The 20,223-nt window shown below is 58.1% G+C and carries 12 protein-coding genes; 5 read left to right on the top strand and 7 right to left on the bottom strand.

The window, feature by feature from the left end:
- Nucleotides 1–35: 35 nt before the first annotated feature.
- The gene (locus tag A9K68_RS18200; protein WP_348640686.1) at nt 36–1,721 is read right to left on the bottom strand and encodes a PAS domain S-box protein; all 1,686 of its coding nucleotides are present in this window, start codon (nt 1,719–1,721) and stop codon (nt 36–38) included.
- A gap of 317 nt (nt 1,722–2,038) precedes the next feature.
- Between A9K68_RS18200 and A9K68_RS18195 the strand changes: the two genes are divergently transcribed.
- On the top strand, nt 2,039–2,749 hold the full coding sequence (locus tag A9K68_RS18195) for a helix-turn-helix transcriptional regulator (RefSeq protein ID WP_065009412.1): 711 nt from the start codon (nt 2,039–2,041) through the stop codon (nt 2,747–2,749).
- A gap of 1,132 nt (nt 2,750–3,881) precedes the next feature.
- Here the strand turns inward: A9K68_RS18195 and A9K68_RS18190 are convergent.
- From A9K68_RS18190 to A9K68_RS18170, 5 genes are all read right to left on the bottom strand, one after another.
- Nucleotides 3,882–6,098, bottom strand: coding sequence for an oligosaccharide flippase family protein (locus tag A9K68_RS18190; protein WP_082982498.1), 2,217 nt, complete (start codon nt 6,096–6,098; stop codon nt 3,882–3,884).
- A 73-nt stretch (nt 6,099–6,171) separates the two neighbouring features.
- Nucleotides 6,172–8,391, bottom strand: coding sequence for an exopolysaccharide transport family protein (locus A9K68_RS18185; RefSeq protein WP_065009413.1), 2,220 nt, complete (start codon nt 8,389–8,391; stop codon nt 6,172–6,174).
- A gap of 1 nt (nt 8,392) precedes the next feature.
- Nucleotides 8,393–10,390 carry an asparagine synthase (glutamine-hydrolyzing) gene (gene asnB / locus A9K68_RS18180; RefSeq protein ID WP_065009414.1) on the bottom strand — a complete coding sequence of 666 codons (1,998 nt, stop codon included), beginning with the start codon at nt 10,388–10,390 and terminating at the stop codon, nt 8,393–8,395.
- A 4-nt stretch (nt 10,391–10,394) separates the two neighbouring features.
- A complete protein-coding gene (locus A9K68_RS18175) occupies nt 10,395–11,663 on the bottom strand; it encodes a polymerase (RefSeq protein ID WP_065009415.1) in 1,269 nt (422 codons plus the stop codon).
- The gene (locus A9K68_RS18170; protein WP_065009416.1) at nt 11,660–12,886 is read right to left on the bottom strand and encodes a glycosyltransferase family 4 protein; all 1,227 of its coding nucleotides are present in this window, start codon (nt 12,884–12,886) and stop codon (nt 11,660–11,662) included. Before A9K68_RS18170 ends, A9K68_RS18175 begins: the two co-directional genes overlap by 4 nt.
- Nucleotides 12,887–14,045: 1,159 nt before the next feature.
- Between A9K68_RS18170 and A9K68_RS31770 the strand changes: the two genes are divergently transcribed.
- The 4 genes from A9K68_RS31770 (at nt 14,046) to A9K68_RS18155 (ending at nt 19,760) form a co-directional block, all read left to right on the top strand.
- Complete coding sequence (locus tag A9K68_RS31770; RefSeq protein ID WP_246811180.1) at nt 14,046–14,309, top strand: hypothetical protein; 264 nt, start codon at nt 14,046–14,048, stop codon at nt 14,307–14,309.
- Nucleotides 14,310–14,346: 37 nt separating this feature from the next.
- On the top strand, nt 14,347–15,864 hold the full coding sequence (locus A9K68_RS18165) for a calcium-binding protein (protein WP_246811179.1): 1,518 nt from the start codon (nt 14,347–14,349) through the stop codon (nt 15,862–15,864).
- Nucleotides 15,865–16,418: 554 nt separating this feature from the next.
- The gene (locus tag A9K68_RS18160; protein WP_065009604.1) at nt 16,419–17,165 is read left to right on the top strand and encodes an FkbM family methyltransferase; all 747 of its coding nucleotides are present in this window, start codon (nt 16,419–16,421) and stop codon (nt 17,163–17,165) included.
- A 777-nt stretch (nt 17,166–17,942) separates the two neighbouring features.
- Entirely contained in the window at nt 17,943–19,760 is a 1,818-nt protein-coding gene (locus A9K68_RS18155; RefSeq protein WP_246811178.1) for a calcium-binding protein, read from the top strand.
- 138 nt (nt 19,761–19,898) lie between these two features.
- Here A9K68_RS18155 and A9K68_RS18150 read toward each other — a convergent pair whose 3' ends face one another.
- Complete coding sequence (locus A9K68_RS18150) at nt 19,899–20,201, bottom strand: DUF982 domain-containing protein (RefSeq protein WP_065009603.1); 303 nt, start codon at nt 20,199–20,201, stop codon at nt 19,899–19,901.
- Between the last annotated feature and the right edge of the window lie 22 nt (nt 20,202–20,223).

Below are 20,223 nucleotides of genomic sequence, written 5' to 3'. Positions count from 1 at the left end.
CTTCTAGAAACGAGGCCGATTTTTGCGCCAATGCGTTATGGGCCGATTTCCTTGCGCGACAGCCGCAGCGAATATCGCAGCCCGTGATCCGACATTTCCAACTTGGGCGAGTAACCGACAAGCGGCGCCCCATCCACTCCGAGTATCATGGAACCGAAACCATGACGGACAACTTTTGAAGTCCGCCGTCGCCCCGATTCCACCCACTCGAACACGATGTCACTACCTGCGTCTTCAGACGCGAACGTCCAATTTACCTCGATCCGGCCTTTTGAATCGCCAAGCGCTCCATGTTTCAAGGAATTGGTCGCAAGCTCGTGAACAATCATCGCGAAGCTTTCGGCGGCGCCGCCTGAAATCACAACGGAAGGACCGCTGACCGATATGTCGCGTGTTCCCATATACGGCTGCAACTCCTGGACAACGAGATCGTGGAGCATCCCCGACGCATTGCCGTTGCGTGAAAGCAGCAGATGCGTTGCTTCGAGCGCACGAATTCGGTCGACGAGCGTCTCCTTGTACCTGGCGACATTATTCTCGGGAACATCGACCATGTTCACCAGCGCCGTGATCACAGGGAATAGGTTGCTGAACCTGTGGCGTTGTTCGAGCATAATGCGCTCCCGCTTCTTTGCCGCGGCGCGTAGCAGCGTGGTTTGTCGTCGCTCGGTCAGGTCGGCAGCCACGCCGAGCCGCTGTAGACGATCATCGTATTTTTCTTCCCTTCCGCGCAGGGCAACCCAGCGAATATGTCCGTCCGGTCGTCGGACGCGAATCTCGACGTCGTAATTCGTGACTGATGCGAGCTTTCTCGATGCTACCAGCTTTGGCCAGTCCGCCGGATGAATGACGGCTGACAGTTCGTCCAAACGGCGGCTAGCGGCCGGGGGCAGGCCGAGAATGTCCCAGAACGTGCCGGAGCCGGTGACGATCCCGTCTTTAAGGTCGATCCGCCACGTGGCCAGGCGTCCGGCAGACAAAGCGAGATCCAGCCACTCCTTCTGAGCCCGAAGCGCTTCGTGTACGGCTCGTCGTTCCGAGATATCGTCGACCACCACGAAGATGCTCTCTGAGAGAACCCCGTCGGGCACGGATGACGACAGGGTTAGCCGCGCCCAAAATGCCGAACCGTTCTTTTTTAACAGACGCACCTCCGAAGCGAACGAAGCAGAGTCGTTACCCAGGCCCGCCAGCAACTGCGCCAAGGCATCACGGTCGTCCGGATGAACGAGTGTCTCAAGCCGCAATTGGGCAAGCTCCTCCTCCTCGTAGCCAGTCATCTCACTGAGGCGTCTGTTGGATTGCAGAAGCTCACCCCTCTCGTTGGTGTTTGCGAATCCCATGGCGGCGCGTTCGAAAGCCCAACGGTAGCGGTTTTCGGTTGCTTCGACGGCAGCGAGTCTGGCTTCCGCTACTTCCAGCAGCTCACGCAAGTCCTGCCGCAGCCGATGGAACGTCATGGCAATCACGCCGCCCGAAACCACAAGCAGAATGGCGCGCGCCCAATCTTCGCCAGAGATCTGACCATGCAGGGTGCTTCGTGCCCACAGGCCGGCAGCCACCATCAGGATTGTCGCCGCAAGCGCAGGCCCACGGTCTTCAAGATAGGAAATGATTATAATAGCTGGAATAAATTCCAGAAAACTCGAACCTTCCCCAACATATACTGACGCTTTTTTTTCAAATATCAGTGTAGCAGCCAGTACCACTGCGGAGGCCACATGAGTTAGCAGCCTGCCCGATGGGTTCGAATCCGGCCTGCGCGACTGCGAGTTCATAGGTGTAGACTACAACCATTTGACTAGGCCGTCGAGACTAGAGCAAAAAACGTACAACCTAGTCCGACTGCCGGATTGCCATACCACTATCACAGCGCGCATTTTAACCGACGGGGGGAGGCATGACTTGGTCAGAACTCCTCAGAATATATCGAGTTTCAACGTAATAGGGCCCGTTTTTGCGAGCCCTATGCATACAAGACTGTTTGTAAATCCCGAACAACTTATTTTCGGGCTGTGAAACTTGGGGAGGTTGAAAAATGACTCTGATCGATAGACACAGCGATGTCGTTGCGGGCAAACGATACATTACAATAGGGACCAAGTATAACGCCGGCACGCAGATGACGCGGCCCTCGTATGCTTATCCTTCAACTCGAGCATCAGATCGGCCGGACGCAGAGGGCGACGAACCAAAGAAACGCAGCCTGGAATCCATCACTGGCATGCTGGATCGCATCGGCTGTGGATATCTCGTACTGAACCGAGAAAGAAAAGTAATCGAATGGAACGCAGCTGCCCAAACCACACTGGAGCGCCAGGGCGAAGCGGCTGATACAGCCGGTGAGCTTTCGATAGCCCTAAGGCGGCTGATCGCAAATGTTCCGGCCCATTTCCTGCCGGGTTCACTGTCTTGGGTGGTGATCCGCAGCAGAAGCGACAGGCCGGTGATACTGAAAGAGAACGGCCTTATCGCTCCTGACGGAACGAGCATTGTGGCATTGCTCGATCGTGAGAACAGGTCGGGGCCAAATCCTCAGACACTGCAAAGGATGTTTGGCTTGACGAGCGCGGAAACGCACCTTGCGCTGCGCTTAGCTCAGGGCGATGCGCCGTTGGAGATCGCCCGCAGTTGGCGCCTCAGCCGCACCACGATCCGCTCCCAGCTTGCCTCGCTATTCGCCAAGACCGAAACGAGACGTCAGGCGGAACTGGTGGCTCTTCTGGGGCGCATTTCGGTGTTGCCATAAGGGCCGCCGCCTAGGGGCATGTTCCATCCCGAGAGAATCGGGATGGAGCCTAACTTATTATTTTACAATGATCTTTCCTGACAACCGGTTTGCGCTTCTCGGGATCATGGTCTGGTTCCCAGGCGCCAGGCGTCAGCATCCACCAGGATTCAGGCGGCCGGAATTTGGAGCTGTTCCAACATAGGTTGCCCAACCACGGCTGGCTTCGATGCGCCGGCGTACAACGTCTAGGCGGGGACCACCGGTTGGACAATGATCCACACAACCAGTCTGCTCTTTCCGCGCGCTGAAGATGGAATCCGTTTGATCGCGATCAGACCGCTCCGCGGTGGAACTAGCCCGGGCGGGTTCGATCCTCGTCACCGGGGCCGCAGGCTTCATTGCTATCACGTGGCCTTGCGGCTTGGGCGGACGGAATCGAGGTCGTAGCGTCGACAATCACACCCCTTTTATGATCCAACTCTAACGAAGCGGGTTTTGCACGCCTCTGTGCCGAGCCGGGGTTCACCCCGCTGCGAATGGATCTGGCGGACTCGGCGCCTTCAGCTGCTGTTGTCAGACTTTCAGCCGTGCATCTCACCGCTCAGGGCCGGCGTGCGTTACTCCGTCCCTGAGCCGCAGCCTATGTGCAGTCGTACATCGTGGCGTTTCTCAATGTGCTTGAGGGCTGCCGGCACTTCGGCATTGATCACCTCGTTTACGCCTCGTCGAGCCCGACTATACCGTTTTCCGAGCAACCATTGCGCCGCATCGCGGCTGCAATATCGGCAATAACCGGCCAGAAGAGATCAAGCTGGCTGTTTAAATCGTCGAGACGGCTGGCAGCGATGTACCTTTGCCGCCCCGGCGACGTTCTGGGCACTCGCGCCGGCGTCAGCGACCTTCACAATGCTGTCGGCTCCGCACCTGCGACAGCGCTCGAGAACGGAGCGCAATGGTCGACACTTTCATGGGACGGATGCTGCAGCCAGCACAAGCGTTCATGCGGGTCTGAGAGCCGGATGTGTCGGCCGCGCACCTGTCGGGCGGCGGCGTCAGTGTGATCTGATATCCGCAAAATCAATTTTGGAGCGGCCCAGTGTTGGCGCGGCCCAATGGAGCGAATTTGGAATCCAGCTCCGACAACCTCAGGTCAGCGCAAGAACCGATACCGGTGCCGGCTGTCGCCTGCGCCTGTTCTGAACGACGTTAGCGCAAAAATCAGCGCAGGCATGATCTTCAGTCGTTTTCTGATATAGATCGCCATCGCCAGGTTCCAAACGGCCAATGCAAGCGTCAGGCCCACTGCAGCACCCAGCGGACCGTAAAGCTCGATTCCTGCCGCACAGCCTATGATGCCGGCGATTGCGCCAACGATCATGGCTGCTGCTGCTGCCCATTCGTTTCCGGTCATGGTCAAGAGATTCAGCTGGGGTCCGCATAGCGCGACAAAGACATATCCGAGCATCAGTACCCGCGCGATGGGTGCTCCTGTGCTGAAATCCTCACCGAACCAGCTCATGAGAGGTTTAACAATCACAACCAGCGGGAGGGCCATCGCTATGGCGCCGGCAGAGGAAAGTATGGCGGCTCGCGAAAATAACTGCTGCAGGCCCTTCCGATCGCCTCGGGTATGAAGGGCAGCCGCTGCTGGCGAAAACATCACGCCGACGGCGACGAGGGCAAGACTCACAAGCAACGCGACATTCAGTCCCAAGGCGAAGATTCCTGCGTCTCGAATATGACCTGACCAGCCCAGCACCATAACCCCTGCCCGACCGATGAAAACATCGAGCCCGGCCATGAGCATGATTGGTGGAACCGCCGCCCACCACTCTTGGGACGCGTCGCTGGGTTGAGTGTGCCGCAAGCCAGGCGGCTGAAACCTTGTCGCCATGATGAACACCAGTCCGACTGTGATGCCCGAACTTGCCAGCACCGCTTGCATCACCAGGGGGGCGTCGAGGGTCCATGATCCGGAAAGGGCCGCGACTCCCAGCAACATCACCAACAGGCCGTCGCGTACGATGCGTTCTGGCAAAAGGGCTGAGACACCACCGCCGAAGGCACGAACAAGTGCTGCACCCAAGGCCGAGGCGGTGAACAAAGGCACGGCTGCCATGCCAAGGAGTTGGCTGATTTCAAGTTCCTTGTGAGAAGGATCTGAAAAGAAAAAGATCAGAGCGGCGCCGATCATGCCGAACAGTGTCGCCGCCGCCAGCGATCTTTGCAGAGCAAACCTGACGACACCGTGTGCCAGGTCAAGTCGCCCCTCTGCCCGGTAGGCGGACACGAAGCGCAGTAGGGAGACATTGAAACCAAGCATTGCAAGATAGCCAAGCAGGGTGGTCCAGGCCAGGACATAGGAATAGATGCCATAGCTGGTGGAACCGACGAGGCGGGCAATCAACAACTGCGCCAAGCTGGTCAACCCCGCGCCACCGATATAGATCAAAAGGGCGAAGATGCTAGCGTAGCCGAGAGTCCGACCCATGTCTTCCTGGTGGGACAAAATTACATCCGCCGCAGCAAGAGAGGCCGCAGAAGTTCGTGCGGCCTTCACATCACAATCGTCGACGTCGCTTTGGTCAACCTCGAGTATCTTATGGCCTTGGCTGCCTTTGGCCGCAGGTCGACCTCCCGCTTGCAAAATTTTCGAGATTATCCTCCGCTCGACACACTGAATGCCTTCTAACGAGGACTGATCGTTTAGAGTTTGGATCGGAATGATTTTTCGGTCGGCCCCGACGAGAATATCATTTATGCTTTGAAATATCCCAAACGTGCGCATGTTTGTGTCAAAATCTGCTTCGAAAATTCGCTCCGCAGGCGCTTCATGCTCCATCCGTTGCTGCAAGCGCGTCTCAACGATCGCGCGTGGCGCAACAACTCTGAGTGTGAAATCAGCTGCTGGCGCCAGGCTGAGCGCCTTTGCCAGCGCGACCCTGTCTGCGGATCCATTGAACATTGCCAGCGAGGCAATCGCCTGGACGTAGCCCTGATCGAATATGACTACTTCTCTGGATTGCTTCGCCTCATCCCAGCGGCGCGAAAGCTTCAATATGTGCTGCCAGAGCCGGGCCCGCCATATCCTTTTTTTTGGCGGCATCACTCTTATCATGGAAAGCGACGTTGAAAGATCCTTGATCCTGCCTCTCGGCGAAAGCAGGATTTTTAATGTTGAAAATATTGCCGACACGATCCTGAAAATAGCCAGAAAGATTCCAAGATCGACACTCGATCCCCTCTCGCGAGGGCGGTGACTGGGGGCAACCTTGGCGTGGTACCCTTCCTCCCGCAGTCGCCGGGCAAGGGCGTGAGCAAAGGTTCTCTTGCCGGATCCAGGCGGTCCGAAGAGTTCAATGATCATGGGTCCAATCCGTTCGTGGCGATACCTGCGCGATTTCCGCGACCATCGTTGCTTCGAAGTCCGCTTGTGACGCTCATGATGTTTCCTCGAGCAAAAGATCAGCGCTGTCCCCGAACTGGTAACCGGCGTGTTTCTTGAGATTAACCTGCGTGAGGACGCTCCCCACAGGGACCGAAACTGACGCATCGCTCGCAAGCGTTTCCAAAACACCGCGTGCGATACTGCGTCGCGTCCTGCCCCAGCGAACCGCGAAAAGAACCGCATCAGCCCAGCCCGTCAGAAGCCCGGCCTCCGGTCCTCCAAGTCCCAGCGGTCCATTTATGATGACGACAGTGTAGATCGAGTGCAGCTCATCCGTGAACAGGGAACTGTCAACCGTGGACAGCGACGCCAGCAGATCTTCCGACGGTGCGAGAGCCATAAAGTCGATTCCGATTTCAGGCATTCCCGCGATTGCATCGTGCAAGGCACAGCGTTCACTCACATAGTCCCCGAAAAAGTTGTGTGGCTTGAGCGCCGTGAATTCATCCAGGAATTCGTTCGTGAGGCGGGCGCCCGTGCGGTCAAGATCGAGGAAAAGCACTCGGCCCCCCAGTCGGGTGGCTGCCAAGGCCAGGCTCCATGCAAGCTCGGTCTTGCCATCATCCTGGACGCTGGACGTTACGAGAATGATGTGCGACGAGCGATCCCTCGCTTGCTTGGGTGCTGCGGTGACAAGCAGGGATGTCACGGCGCGGCTGTATCTGGACCTCTGCTGGCCTAAAACCAGCTGCTTCAGCCGTTTGGCGTGCATTGTGGCCGCTTGTGGTATCAGCCCCAAGCACGGAACCCCGAGCGCTGCCTCAGCTTCGGCCTCGCCCCGCAAAGTCTGATCGAGGCGGTTGCGAACGACAACGAAGACCCCGCCAAGAAGCCCAAACACAACCATACCAGGTGGAATAAGGAAAATCGGCGACAGGGTCTTAGGAACCGTCGGCGGCCATGCCGCCGAAAGGACCGACACTCCGGCCGAGGGAGTTGCGATGCGCCGTATCAAGTCCTGTTGTTGGGTCAGAAGCTGGTTGTATCGTTCCGTCAAGATACTGACCTGCGGCTCGAGTGCACGCAGCCCGGACAGCCGGCCGGCCGTATCGGCCACAACCGCGTCGAGCACATTCTTGCGACTTTCCAGAGCTGCAATCTGGGCCCGGTAGATGCTGGCCTCGGCAGCGAGACGAGCGGTTTCTTGTTCGATCTCGCGGTTGATCGCATCGCTCAAATTTTTATCTGCCGTGTCATTGGCCTGGCGAGCCGCCAGGTCGGCCAGCGCCGGTGATCGGATAGCTTGAGCCAGCGAGGCGACCGATGCCCCCTCCTTTCGCAGCTCCTGAATATGTTGAAGGCGAGATTCCGTGGCGGAGAGATCCGCTTTCGACAAGGAAATCTGCTGGCTGAGTTCAGCTGTCTCCTTGGCGGCGTTGTCCGCAGCACCTTGGTCGACTGCACCATGGCTCAGCCGATACTTTTCCAGACGATCGGTCGCTGCTGCCAGATCGCGTTGTACGCCCGGCAGAGCCGCGACTATCGAGGTGAGTTCCAGTCTATCCGCTGCCTGGCGTCTCTTCGCGAGATCGTCGATATACAATCGGGCGAACGTATTAGCCACCATAGCGGCTCGCGCCGGATCAGGATCGGTAAAGCCTATGCTGATGACTCTCGATCGCAGTTCCTGTCCAACCCTCATGCCCTTTCGCAACGCCTTTAGTTCAGCCGCATCCGCAGCTTCCGGCTTGCCCTGCGGCCAAATTCCGGCCAGCAGGCCGTCTGCAAATGAGCGCAAAATCGGCCGGCCGCCGCGAGCAGCGTCGGGACGAGAACTTCCAGTTCCGGCATCAGCTTGTTCGGCGGTGCCGCCGAACTCCGTCTTGCGCAGCTCTGCCATCACGCGACGCAGATTTCCTTGCGACAAGAGCATGGTTATATTGTCGTCAATGCTGGCATCCAGCATCTCCGGAGCAGGTACCGCGCCGGCGGGCCCATTCCTGCTTGGAGCATCGAGAATAACTTGCGTACTCGCCTCGAACCGGACAGGGACAGCAAAACCCGCAAGCCCGGCCAAAACACCGCCCAGAACCACCATGGCGAGCAGGAACCGTTTTCTCCTCGCGATGGTGATGAGGAGTTGATGGATGGAGCTCTGCGCGTCCATCTGCTCGCGCAGCGGCCGCCTCATGCGCGGCTTGGTCTCGTGCGCGGTTACGTGCATCTCAGTGGCGCGCGGAAGTTGCTTGCGGCTGATTATGGAACCTTCCATTTTATACTCCTGCCGGTTCGGGTACACGATACAGGTCCGTTGCGGGCGCCGGTGGCCGACGGGCCTCGTTGCGCCAGGCCTGGAACATCAACGCCGCCCACAAATCACGAGAATGATCCTGCCTTCCATCCAAGTGATCTCGCCAGCACGTCTGCACCTTTGCAAAGTCGAAGATCCCGTCCCCGGACAGGCGCATATCGGCGAGCAGATCGCTGGCCCAGATACGCAGCGGCCCTCTGAGCCAGACTGCTATAGGGACGTCGAAGCCATGTTTTGGCCGGTCGATCAGCCGCTCCGGAACATAGCGATGCAGCAACTGACGAAGTATCCACTTGCCCCTGCCGCGGCGAACCATTACGTCCGCCGGCAGCCGCCAGGCGAACTCGACAACCCGATGATCGAGAAGCGGGCATCGGCCCTCAAGGCTGTTAGCCATGCTGGCGCGGTCCAGCTTCACCAGTATGTCGCCAGGCAGATAGCCGACCATGTCCTCGTAGAGGAGACGTGACAGAAGACCATCCAGCTGCGGCGCACCATTGATCGATATGGGCGGCCTGTGATGGGTGAGGTTCTCGGTCGATGATCCCCTAAGCCGCTCATACAGCTCATCCTCATCTGCCGCGGCGAGCAGCCGAGCCAGGCGATCCAGCCGGTCGCTGCGCAGCGCATGCCGCGCATGCGCTGAAAGCGGCAGCTTGCTGACGAGTTCGTGACGGGCTGCACGGGCCAGCAACCCAACAGCTGTCGCAAGCGTCTGACGCAGCGGCAACGGCAGCTCATGCTGTCGTTTTGCTCGGGCTGCCATGAGGTGGCGAGCGTAACCGGCGAAGCATTCGTCGCCACCGTCGCCCGACAGAGCCACCGTAACGTGCTGGCGAGCCAGCCGCGCCACGAGCAGAGTTGGTATCTGCGATTCGTCTGCAAACGGCTCGTCCCAGGTCTGCGGCAGTTCTGAGATGATATCGCGCGCGGAGGCGGGCGAAAGGTGAAGTTCGGTATGGTCGGTGCCCAGATGCCGGGCGACCTCAGCGGCGTGGGGTGCCTCATCAAACCCGCCTTCTCCAAATGCGATCGTGAACGTGCGCACCGGTTTTGAGGATTGAGCCTGCATCAGGGCTACAACAGCGGAGCTGTCGACGCCGCCAGATAGAAAGCCGCCCAGCGGCACATCGGCGACCATGCGTTGCCGAACGGCAAGTCTCAGCAGCTTGTCGAGTTCATTTGTCAGTTCTTGATCGGTGCCGGCGATTGGTTCCTGCCGACCTTTCTCGGCAACCCGGGCCAGCGACCACCATTGTCGGATGCGGTTCGAAAGGGACCCGGCACTGCGTGCGTGGGCGAAATCTGCGGCCGTCAGGGACAGAACCGAGCCGGGTGGCAGCTTGAAGACGCCTTGCCAGATGCACCTGTTGTCCGGTACCCATCCCCTCGACAGCATCGCCGCCGCCGCATCGAGATCGATCTCCTGACGGAAATCTGGAAAACGGTTGATTGCCTTTAACTCGGAGGCAAAAACCAGTGCGACGCGTGTTGAAGCAACGTAGAGCGGTTTTTTGCCCATTCGGTCGCGGGCGAGATGAAGGGTCCTCGTCCTCCGGTCCCACAATCCGAACGCGAACATGCCGGCAAAGCGCTTGAGTGCGGTGTCAAGTCCCCAATTCTCGATCGCGCACAGCATGACTTCGGTATCGCTGGTGCCGCGGAAACAATGGCCCGCGCCTTCAAGTTCGCGGCGCAGATCCTGGAAATTGTATATTTCGCCGTTAAAGGTGATGATATATCGGCCAGTCGCCGAATGCATCGGCTGGTGTCCCGCCTCTGACAAGTCGACGATGGCCAAACGCCTGTGGCCGAAGGCAACGCCGGCTTCACGATCTGTCCAGAAGCCGTCGCCATCAGGCCCACGGTGACGAAGAACTTTCGTCATTTGCGCTATTGCCCTCAGCGGCTTTGCACTGGCCGCATCGGGTGCAAGAAGGATTCCGGCAACCCCACACATCCCGTCACCCCAAGTCCCTGGAAGTTTCACTAGAAGTAGTCCACACTGCTCGCGGCGTTCCGGCAACAAGGCAGAGGGTCAGCGCAAACCAAACGATCGGGTGGCGGATGATCAGGTGCGGAAACCCGTAAATCATGATCGCCACCACCAGCGCAAAAAGGGCATCGAGCTTCGCACGCCATGCTGACATGGCCGCCGAGCCGACGATCCAAAGCAGGGCCAGGACCGCGATCAGACCACCTTGCGTGTACAGATCGAGGATCGTGTTGTGAGCCTCGAAAGGTTCGGGCAGAAACTGCCGATATTCGACCGAGGGGCGGTCCACATGCGGGCCAGGACCAAGGCCAAGAGACGCTGACGTCACGCCCTTGTAGACTGCATTACCCCAGAGCCTGACGCGAAGTGTAGCGGTTTCGGCGGTATCCTCGCCGCCCCTCCCCTTGCTGAGGCTCTTGGCGAAATTTTCAATGCTGCTTATGTCCCTGAGAACGTAGGGCGTCATCGACATCGCCAGAGGGAGGAAGCCGACCATCAGGAGGACGGCGACTTGCCGGGAAACGCTGCCCTTGTCACCGGTCGTGAGCCATGTCCGAACCCGCAGTCCTAGAAATATCAGGCAGGTCAGGACGCCTGTAAGAAGATAGGCATCACTTTTTGTCAGCCTACCGACATAGACGGTCAGAACAAGGCTGCTGAACCCGATCACCCTCCCCCATGGACTGCTTGTGGTCGTAGCAAGATGCAAAGCCAGCGGACCAAAGATTGCGCAATAAATAGCAATTTGGTTCGGATTCTCGGACCAGCCGGTGAAGCGATCCCAGAACCAGGGATTGACGCCGGGCTGGTGGATCCAACCCCACCCAAGCGCCAGCTGAAAGACAAAGCATGCACTCACTATCCCGATCGCCCACCAGGCAGTGCGGCGCAGTTGGCGATCGGCGTCGGGCTCCGCGGCGGCCAGACAGGTGACGCTGGCCAACAGCATGTAGGCCATTATGTCGTGAATCGGCGCCGAGAGGTCCAGGACCGCCGTGGTCAGCAAGCCGACAATCGCACCGACCGCCAGGGTGAACGTCATGATCAGCCAGAAGGTCGCGAGACGGAATAGGGCCGGCGTGGCCTCCAACCGACCACCGATGACTACTCGCCCGATCGACAGCATGATCCAGAGCGCTAGCAACAATTCGGTATATCCGAAGGGCAGACCGGGAACACTGAGCTGCACCGCATAGCCCATCGCAATACCGCCGGCCAGCAACGCGTTCCGGATCATCGGCGCGCTCCACTCAATCCGCGGCTTGCGGCATCCTCTTCCAGCACGATCGATGGCGCCGGTCGAGCAAGACCGCCATTGGATTCGGCGCTAAGGACGTTTTTGTAAAGATCGCAATATTGGTCGACTACCCACGGCAGCGCGAACTGCTCCCGGACGATTTCGACGGAACGACCGCCCATGATCTTTCCGTGATCGCGGTCGGACAGGATGTCTACTATTCGAGCCGCAAGGCCATCGGCATCGTGCGGTGGGACGAGATAGCCGTTCCATCCGTCTTCAACCACGTCATTGCAGCCAGGCATCCTTGAGGCGACGATAGGCAATCCCGCCAGTCCGGCCTCGAGCAGGACGCGCGGAATCCCTTCCCGATATTGTGTTGGAAAGGCGAACAGATCGGCGATGCCAAGAAGGGCTGGAACATCGCGTCGTGGGCCTAAGGCGATGACATGGGGGGCATATCGATCGATGTCCGATCTGTCGACGGCAAATGGCCCTTCGGATTCCCATGGGCCGACAAGCACGAAACGCGCATTGGGCCTTTTGGACAGGATGTGCGGGACTGCTTTGAGGAGTGTCGGGATACCCTTCTGGCGGGTCAGCCGGCCGACAAAAATCACGACTTCAGCGGATTGGAGCCCAAGCTCTTCGCGCATTTTCATCGCGGACGGGGCAAGATGCCTTGCCATGGCGAACGCATCGATGTCGATTCCTGAACTGCGGATCAGCCGTCCGCTGCCGCGTCGGATCAGTCGATAGCGCTCGAAGAAAGCCTGATCGTCCCGATTTTGGAAGACCGTCGCAGCCGTCCAGAAGGACGAAAGCCATTGCAGTCCGCAAAAGATTGGACGCAGGGCCAGAGCCCGTGGCTCCTGCGACGAGAATGTCCAGCCCAGACCATTGATCGTGCGGATGACTGGAGCCTTCCCGCGCACCGCAAGTGGCGTCAGCAGGTTCGGTTTGGTGTCGAAACTTTGGACAACATCCGGTCGCAGTTCCGACATTAATTTTCGAATCGTTCGAATGGCGCCCCACTCGCCGCTGCCGCCGCTGGCAAATCGGTCGAAACCATAGCGGTGATGCGGAATGCCATGCCGCGAAAACGCGGTTTCACCGCCACTCGAGACTGCGGTGACCCGAAAACCCCTTTCGCGAAGCGACATCAGGAACGGAATTCTTAAGGCGTGATCCTCGCCTCCCACACACACGAGATGCGGATTCATCCTGCCTCTCCCGACCATGTGCCGTCCCCGAATCGCGGGAAGTGGCGGGCTTTTGACTCTGCCTTCATGATCTTGGTTTCGCTTCTTCTGCGTGTATGGATGCCAAGTCACGGTACGGGCAGGCTTGCCTACTGTCCTCGTCTGTTTGCATGACGCAAACCGCATTTGGATCAAGGCCTTGCGAGCATCAGGCAGCTAAGTCTCCGACTTGGCGAGGCAATCCACGCCAAGGACCTGCACAGGGTGTGCTACCGAGGCCGTATGGCGGGCCTCCTCGACGCGCATATCCTTCTGCGCAATGAGGGGTGTGGCGGGATCGTTTGCACGTCGAACTTGAGGAAAAATCCTGCGGGCACATTCGCCGGCGGGCGGGGCAATCAAGGACTGCGCTTCCGATAACCGTCCGTTGTCACCTCAGTTTGGGTCGGTCGGTGACTTTGCCAGCCTGAGCATCGTCCCGATCGTGGGCCGGTGCCCCTGTACGCTGGTTGAACAGCATCTCAGTCACTCCGCCCCTGGTAGAATCTGCCTGCGACCAGCAGGTAACCTAGCTCGATCATCTCCGATATCGGCAATGTCGTTGGCGGATGACATCGTTATGAGCGAGCACCTGCCCACTGTGTCCACAGAAAATTGGGTTGCGACGCCAGAGAACATGGCTTGGCTCAGCACCTAGCTTAACGCAGTCAGATTTGCCCGCAGGTAAGTGTATATTGTACAGAAAAGCTATTCTGGCTGCCGTTGTATTCATGGACTCTAGTTGCCGGCAGTTAAAATCCGACTTCTGTGGCGCCACTTCAGCGGGTCAGCACCACCAAGGCATCTTCGCGAAATACCGGCTTCGGCGCCATTTATAATTTTTTTGAAAGGCAAAATCCTCGACAGGACATCACTGTCGAAGACGGATCAAATATAAGCAATGTAAAAGACCATTTTGAAAAAACGGACAATATATCTGAACGCCGTGGTTATGTATACGATAATAAAATAGAATTTTACTTGGAAATACCGTGGTGATCCTAAGTAAGATTCTGCTTCCGTGAGGCGATCCTGCTGGTGATCAACGAATCTATCAGAGGGGTGTGGGTATGTGATTTGAAGCTAATATACGCCGTCGAGTAGGCAGGCACCGCGGGGCGCTAAGAAAAAAGGATTATTAATGGCACTTCATTTCGCAGCAGGTGGGTCCGCCACAGAAGTCGCTAGCGCCGGTTTCAATCTGGTCGACGTTCAATACATCGACCAGGTCAACGAGCTGCCGGATGGCATGAAGGCTATGGTCTGGCTCAACGAGGGCGAGGGCGTGACCCAGTCCTTTATCGACAAGGTCACCCCCTTCCTTGGCAATCCGAAGGTGTATGGGTTTTTTTCTCGTCGACGAGCCGGATCCCACCGGCAAATACCACACCCAGGTAGACGCTGAGGATCTGAAAGCCGAATCCGACTGGATCCACGCTCGCATGCCAGACGCCAAGACCTTCATCACCGCGATGGACATGGGGTCTGCCGCAGACCCGGATTTTTCCAACACCTACAACTATGACAACACGCATATCGATCTGTTTGGAATAAGTGCCTATCCGGTGCGCACCGGAACAGACACGGTCGACTATGACATGATCGACAGAACCGTGGCTGCTGCGGTGGAGTCGGGCATCCCGGTCAGCCAGATCGTTCCGGTCCATCAGACCTTTGGCGGCGGCAATTGGACGACCAACACGGGCGGCAAATATGTCATGCCGACCGCGGATCAGCTGCAGACGATGATGGACCACTGGGACGAACTGGTTCCGTCGCCCGAATTCGACTTTGCCTATGCCTGGGGTTCGCAGGAAGGCGACGTCGCACTTGAGAGCTCGCCGGAACTGCAGGCTGTTTTCCGGGAGCACAATCTTCAGGATGACGCCCCGGCCACACCTCCAGTTAGCGATCCTGCCACGCCTCCAGTTAGCGATCCTGCCACGCCTCCAGTTAGCGATTCTGACACGCCTCCAGTCAGCGATTCTGACACGCCTCCAGTTAGCGATTCTGATACGCCTCCAGTTAGCGATTCTGGCACGCCCCCATCCGACGGCCCCGCCCAGACCATCGAGGGAAATGCCGGCGCCAACACTCTAAACGGCGGCGTCGGTGCCGACACCATGATCGGCCACGGCGGCAACGACGAATACTATGTCGACAATGCCGGCGACAAGGGGATCGAGTCCTCTGGCCAAGGTCAAGACAGGGTGTGGACCTCTGTGAGCTATGCACTCTCAGCCGGCTCATCGATTGAAGTCCTTGGCACCACGAAGGATGCCGGCACCACGGCAATCAACCTGACCGGCAACGAGTCGGCCCAAACCATCCAGGGCAATGCCGGCGCCAACGTCATCAACGGCGGCGGCGGTGCCGACAAGTTGAGCGGTTTTGGCGGCAACGATGACTACTACGTCGATAATGCCGGCGACAAGGTGGTCGAGTCCTCTGGCCAAGGTCAAGACAGGGTGTGGACCTCTGTTAGCTATGCGATCTCAGCCGGCTCGTCGATTGAAGTCCTTGGCACCACAAAGGACGCCGGGACCACGGCAATCAACCTGACCGGCAACGAGTCGGCCCAAACCATCCAGGGCAATGCCGGCGCCAACGTCATCAACGGCGGCGGCGGTGCCGATAAGTTGAGCGGCTTCGGCGGCAACGACATTTTCGTCTTCAATAGCGCCCTTGGTAACGGCAATGTCGACAAGGTCGTCGACTTCAACCAAGACAAGATCCACCTCGACGACGCGATTTTTGCCGAGCTTAAGTTAGGCAAGCTCGCATCCGACTCTTTCTTTGCGGGTAATGCCGCGCATGACAGTTCCGACCACATCATCTACAACAGTTCGACTGGAGCGCTCTCCTACGACAGCGACGGCACAGGCGGCGCGTCTCAAACACAGTTCGCCACTCTTTCTCCAGATCTGTCGCTTACGGCAGCCTCGTTCTTTGTGACCTGAACGAGTTAGCGGGAAGAGAGATCGCGCGAGCGCCCGCGCGGTCGCCAACAGAGACAGGTGGATAACTGCACCTTGAAGCCTGTCTCCTTTGGCGAGCGTGGATGCTCTTGCGCGGATCGTCGCGGCACCTGCGTGGCGCCGGCCGTCCCCAGAACCGTTCTAAGCCCATTTCGGCATTGTCGATTCTCCTCCACGTCCTGCGAAGCAGGCTACCCCGGACCGTTTGAGTTCCAGAATGGTAAGGTTAGCTCAAGTGCCAGTCCCCTGAACCAGCAGCAGGCCGAAGGAACCACGCCAGGTTCGCTAACGCATTGTTTCGGCGAAACGCCTGTCGCTGTCATCCATTCGTAGGATGAGAATTCATACCTTAGTGGCTAGGGATTGAAGATGAGTGGACCTGCCCTTCAAAGGGAGGCTCTCCGCAGGCGATGCGTGTTTGACTTTGGAGAGCATCCGGTGGGCGTCAGTTCCGCGGGCAAAAGCAGCAAGCGGGTTTTAAAACCGGGGATGCCAGGGCGCAACTGGGCCGGCAGGGCGATTGGCAATGAGGGGTCATGGGAAAGATCAAGCGATCCTTGGAGGTTTTACGAACCGAAGGGCCTGGTCGACTCCTCCAATTGTCTGCCCTATCGCTGATCGAGCCGCTCAGATGGCAAGGGCTTCGTCCTCGCGTTGCGTCTGATGCAAAGCAGGCATTGTCCCATCTCAATTTGGCAAATCGAAGTCGCGGATTGTTTATCGATTGCGGTTCAAACATAGGTCAAGGTCTTAGATTCTTTTCTACATACTATACGCCCGACAAATACGATTACGTTTTGATCGAACCAAACAAGAATTGCCTTGCGCAGCTTAATGCATTGCGCGCGAAAAATTTGACTATGGAGATTATCCCAAAGGCGGCGAGCGTAAAAGACGGCTACGCTGAATTGTTTGGGCCTCCTCCAGATCGAGCGGAAGCCACCCACCAAAGTTGCTCGATAGTCTTGGACCACAACGAAAGCCTGTATCAATCACAGCGATTTGCGCCGGACCTCGTCGAAACGTTTTCACTCTCAAAAATGATCCGGACAAAGCGTACGCTGTATGACGTGATCGTTCTCAAGCTCGACGTCGAGGGGGCAGAATACGAAATTCTTGATGATTTGATCAGGGCTGGAACCCATCGTGATCTATATGCCGCCTACGTGGAATTCCACTCTCTTAAACTGAGGAATCCCGCGAGACGGGAGAAGCGCGCCCTCGAAGCCAGAATGGTGCAAGCATTCGGCGAAGCCGGCATTCGATTTAGAAGATGGATATAGCGTCATGGCGGGGCGCAGGAAGCTTGGGTTGAGTACCACTCTTGAGACGCGGCTCACCGCCAGATAACCGCTCGCGCCCGACTCCGGCACAGCATATCGCCTCGGCGTGTAGACGCTGTCCATCTTTTCACCATCTATCGGCCCTGCCACATTGTCATCCAGCAGGCGGGTGATCCGGGGAAAGCCCACAAAAGCCTTCCTTGCTTCCTCGTCCGATATCTGGCCCAGAGCCACTCGCAGCGGTATAAACCGTAACCTATGTGTCCAGAATGGACCGGCGCCACTTGGCGCACCCGACAGGAGTCGAACGTGCGACCTCTGCCTTCGGAGGGCGAGCGCAATCAACGATCCTTAGTCGTACAAACGACATGGCGACAATATCAGCCGAACACCAAGCGCCTGCGGTTCGGTGCGGCCTTCATCGACGCCTTCCTCACACGAGAGAGCGGCTCTAGAAGCGTTCGGGAAACCAGGCAATCCCAACTGACTGACTATATATCCAACATTGCCGTCATCAAGTTTCGCGCAAGTCCCTGCAGTCAAATCGCATGAAAATTGGTGATCCATCCAAGATCAACGATTCTATCAACAGCGTGTCGCTAATTGATTTGGCGCTAATATGGACCGTCGCGTAGGCAGGGATCGGAGCGCTACAGAATCACACGAGGGGATATTCGCATGGCCACGATGCACTACACCTGGGGCGCCTCAGCTGCCCAGGCCAAGGCCTATGGCTTCAATCTGGTTGATCTTCAATATGCGTCATCGGTCAACGCGTTGCCGGATGGCTCGAAAGCCCTGATCTGGCTCGGCGAGAGCAATGGTGTAACCCAGTCGTTTATCGACAAGGTAACGCCTCTCCTCAATAATCCGAAGGTTTTTGGATTTTTTCTGACTGACGAGCCGGATCCCACCGGCAGATATCATACCCAAGTGAGCGCTGCCAATCTGAAGGCGGAATCCGACTGGATCCATTCCCATTTTCCAGGCGCCAAGACTTTCATCACCCTCATGGACATGGGGTCGTACACAGATTCGAATTATTCCAATACCTACAATCCTGCCAACACAGGGATCGATTACTACGGAATAAATCCTTATCCGGTGCGCACGACTGCGGTGGACTTCAACTACATTGATAGAGCTGTGGCTGCGGCGTTGGAAGCAGGCATCCCGCAGAGCGCGATCGTTCCCGTCTATCAGGCGTTTGGCGGCGGCGGCTGGACGACCAATACGGGCGGGTCATATGTCATGCCCACGACGTCCCAGATGCAGACCATGATGGACCACTGGGAAAGGCTGGTACCCAATCCTGCCTTTGACATGGCTTATAAATGGTCCTCTCAGAACGGCGAAACCTCGCTTGGGAACACTCCGGCGATGCAAGACTTTTTCCTGCGACACAACACCAGCACCACGACCCCACCTCCAACCGACGATACGCTCTATGGCACCAGCGGAGCCGATGTACTTCAGGGAACCGGTGCCCACACGATGATCGGCTACGGCGGCAACGATACCTACTACGTCGACAATGCCGGCGACAAGGTGAATGAGGCGGCCGGCGGCGGCACCGACAGGGTGCTCACCTCGCTGAACTATGCGCTCGCGGCCGGCTCGGAAATCGAGCTTCTCGCTACCACGAATCCGTCTGGCACGACGGCAATCAACCTCTCCGGCAATACGTTTGCCCAGACTATCCAGGGCAATGCCGGCGCCAATGTCATCAACGGCCTCGCTGGCGCCGATACGATGACCGGCTACGGCGGCAACGACACCTATTATGTCGACAATGCAGGCGACAGGGTCGTCGAGGCGGTGGGCGGCGGCACCGACAAGGTGCTCGCCTCATTGAGTCATGCTCTTTCGGCCGGCTCGCAGATCGAGCTTCTCGCCACCACCAGCCAGTCGGGCACGACGGCAATCAACCTCAACGGCAACGAGTTCGCCCAGACAATCCAGGGCAACGCCGGCGCCAATGCCATCAATGGTCTCGGCGGCGCCGACACGATGATCGGCTATGGGGGCAACGACGGCTACTATATCGACAATGCCGGCGACAAGGTGATCGAGGCCGCAGGCGGCGGTCGCGATACCGTGGCCACCACGGTGAGCTACGCGCTTGCGGCCGGCTCGGCGGTCGAACTTCTGGCCGCCAGATATCCGTCCGCCACCACGGCAATCAACCTCACCGGCAACGAATTCGCCCAGACCATTAAGGGCAATGCCGGCGCCAATGTCATCAATGGCGGCCGCGGCGCCGACACCTTGACCGGCAATGGCGGCAATGATGCCTTTGTTTTCAATACCGCTCTGGGGGCCGGCAATATCGACAGGATTACCGACTTCAATAAGTCCCAGGACAAGATCCACATCGACAACGCTATATTTGCCGGGCTGAGCTCAGGCGCGCTCACATCCACCGCTTTCTTTGCCGGTGCGGCCGCGCACGACAGTTCCGACCGTATCCTCTACAACAATTCAACCGGAGCGCTCTCTTTCGACAGCGACGGGATCGGCGGCGCGGTTCAAACACAATTCGCCACTCTCTCTCCAGGTCTGTCGCTCACGGCAACTGCATTCTTTGTGACCTGAACGAGCTAACGGGAAAACGACCTCGCGTGAAGGCCCGCGCCCGCCGACAGAGACAGGTGCACGAACTGCAGCTTGAAGCCCCGTCTCTTTTGGCGGCGTGGACGCACTGCTCGGATCGTCGCGAGTAGAGTCTACCGTCTATCGCCTCGCCGTGTATAGGCTGTCCATCCTTTCGCTGCCTGTCGGCAGCGACATGTCGTCATCCAGCAGCCGGGTGATCCGGGCAAAGCCCGTGAAAGCCTTTCTTGCTTCCTCGGCAGACATCTGGCCCGCCAGAGCCGCAGCGCAGCAGTTCAGCGCGCATTGATACACCGGGCCGCGCCGCCCTTTCGGCCAGTGGCGCAAAAACGTCATCGCTTCGCTGACACTGTCGATTTCTTCGACAGGTTTTCCCTGCCCGCGCGAAATTCGCACCGGCGTAAAGAACTGCAGGCGATTCATCTTTTCCTCCCCGTCGATCGCG

This window comes from Mesorhizobium sp. AA22, from assembly GCF_001672375.2.
GTDB classification, from domain to species: domain Bacteria; phylum Pseudomonadota; class Alphaproteobacteria; order Rhizobiales; family Rhizobiaceae; genus Mesorhizobium; species Mesorhizobium wenxiniae.
The sequence above is the reverse complement of the archived record's forward strand: the minus strand, read 5'-3'. Positions and strand labels throughout refer to the sequence as shown.